General features: G+C 72.5%; 1 protein-coding gene and 1 pseudogene. One reads left to right on the forward strand and one right to left on the reverse strand.

Annotated features, from left to right (window positions below):
• Positions 1-510: pseudogene (locus ACFWJO_RS38945) on the reverse strand (hypothetical protein); the annotation flags it as partial.
• A 107-nt stretch (positions 511-617) separates the two neighbouring features.
• Here ACFWJO_RS38945 and ACFWJO_RS38950 point away from each other — a divergent pair.
• On the forward strand, positions 618-1,490 hold the full coding sequence (locus ACFWJO_RS38950; RefSeq protein WP_386872951.1) for a DsbA family protein: 873 nt from the start codon (positions 618-620) through the stop codon (positions 1,488-1,490).
• Positions 1,491-1,501 lie beyond the last annotated feature (11 nt).

A 1,501-nucleotide genomic window follows, 5' to 3' on the forward strand; every position in this document is an offset into this window, starting at 1 on the left:
GGTCCAGCAGCCCGCTGGCCTGCAGGTCCAGCAGCTCGCCGCCCACGTTCAAGGCGGCCACGTCCAGGTCGTGCTCGCGCTGCCCGGTGGACAGGCGCTGCCGGAGCTCGCCGGTCTCGGCGTCCACCAGGTGGGCGGCGAACCCGCCCGCGTCGCGCCGGAACAGGACGTTGGACAGGGAGACGTCACCCCAGAAGAACCCCTCGAGGTGCAGCTCCACGAGCAGGGTCGCCAGCGCGTCCATGAGCCGCACGAGGGTGCGGCGCTCGATGCGAGCTCCTCCGTGGTCTCCTTCACCGCCACGATGCCCCCGCCCATGCGGGCGAAGCGCACCACGTGACGGGAGATGCCCCGCGGCAGAGCCGCCAGCACCTCACGCGGCCACGTCTCGAGGGGGAGCGCCCAGGGCAGGGCGAGTAGCGACGTCGCCGGGTCCTCGGAGGCGTCCCCCGAGGGGGCCCCCGTGATGGTCAGTCGATCGACGGGGGAGGGGGTCTCGACGGTGTCCATGGTCACGATCCTTCCAGACAGGGCCGCTATGCTCGCCTGGCGCGGCGCGCCCGCTGCCCGCCGGCTCCGGTGCTCGACCCGGACCGACTGCCCCACGAGGAGGACCCTTGGCCCGGAACACGTCAGGCTCGCACACCTCGGCGAAGGACGCCCGTGCGCGTGCCCGCCAGATCCAGGAGGAGCAGCGCAGGAAGGACCGCCGCCGCCGCACCGGCGTCATCTGGGGCTCGGTCCTCGCGGCGGTGCTCGTGATCGGCCTCGTCGTCGCGTTCGTGCTCAACCGCAACGGCGACGACGCCGCGGCCGCCGGCCCCATCCCCGCCGTGACGAACGAGCAGGGCGGCATCGAGTTGACCTCGGCCACGGGCCTGGCGGAGGGCGCGGGAGAACGCGAGGTCGACCCCTCGAGGATCGAGGTGCCGAAGCAGTCCGCGAGCTCCCAGCCCGAGACCCTGCCGGACACCGAGGCCCGGGCGGACGGCGAGCCGACGCGGATCGTGCTCTACGCGGACTTCAACTGCGTGCACTGCGCGGACTTCGAGACCTCCAACGCGGACCAGATCGAGCAGTGGCTCGAACAGGGCGAGGCCACGGTCGAGTACCGGATGGTGGACTACCTGAGCGCCCCGAACAACCAGAACTACTCGGCCCGCGCCGCCAACGCCGCGTACTGCGTGGCGGACCAGAAGCCCGAGGCCTACAACGGCTTCGTGGCCGCCCTGTTCGCCACCTACGACGAGCACCGGGGCAAGGGCCTGGACAACGCGGCGATCACGCAGCTCGCGCAGGAGCACGGCGCGGACATCGCCTCCTGCGTCGAGGACGGCACGTTCCGCTCCGCGGTCGAGCACACCACCCGCCAGGCGCGCGTCGCCGGCGTGGCCGGCACCCCCACCGTGTTCGTGGACGGGAAGAACTGGGCCCTCGACGGCGAGGACAAGACCTTCGCCGATTGGGCGGGCGCCAAGATCGCCGGCTGACCCGGCTGACC

The organism is Streptomyces sp. NPDC127092, assembly GCF_042722475.1.
Lineage (GTDB): Bacteria > Actinomycetota > Actinomycetes > Streptomycetales > Streptomycetaceae > Streptomyces.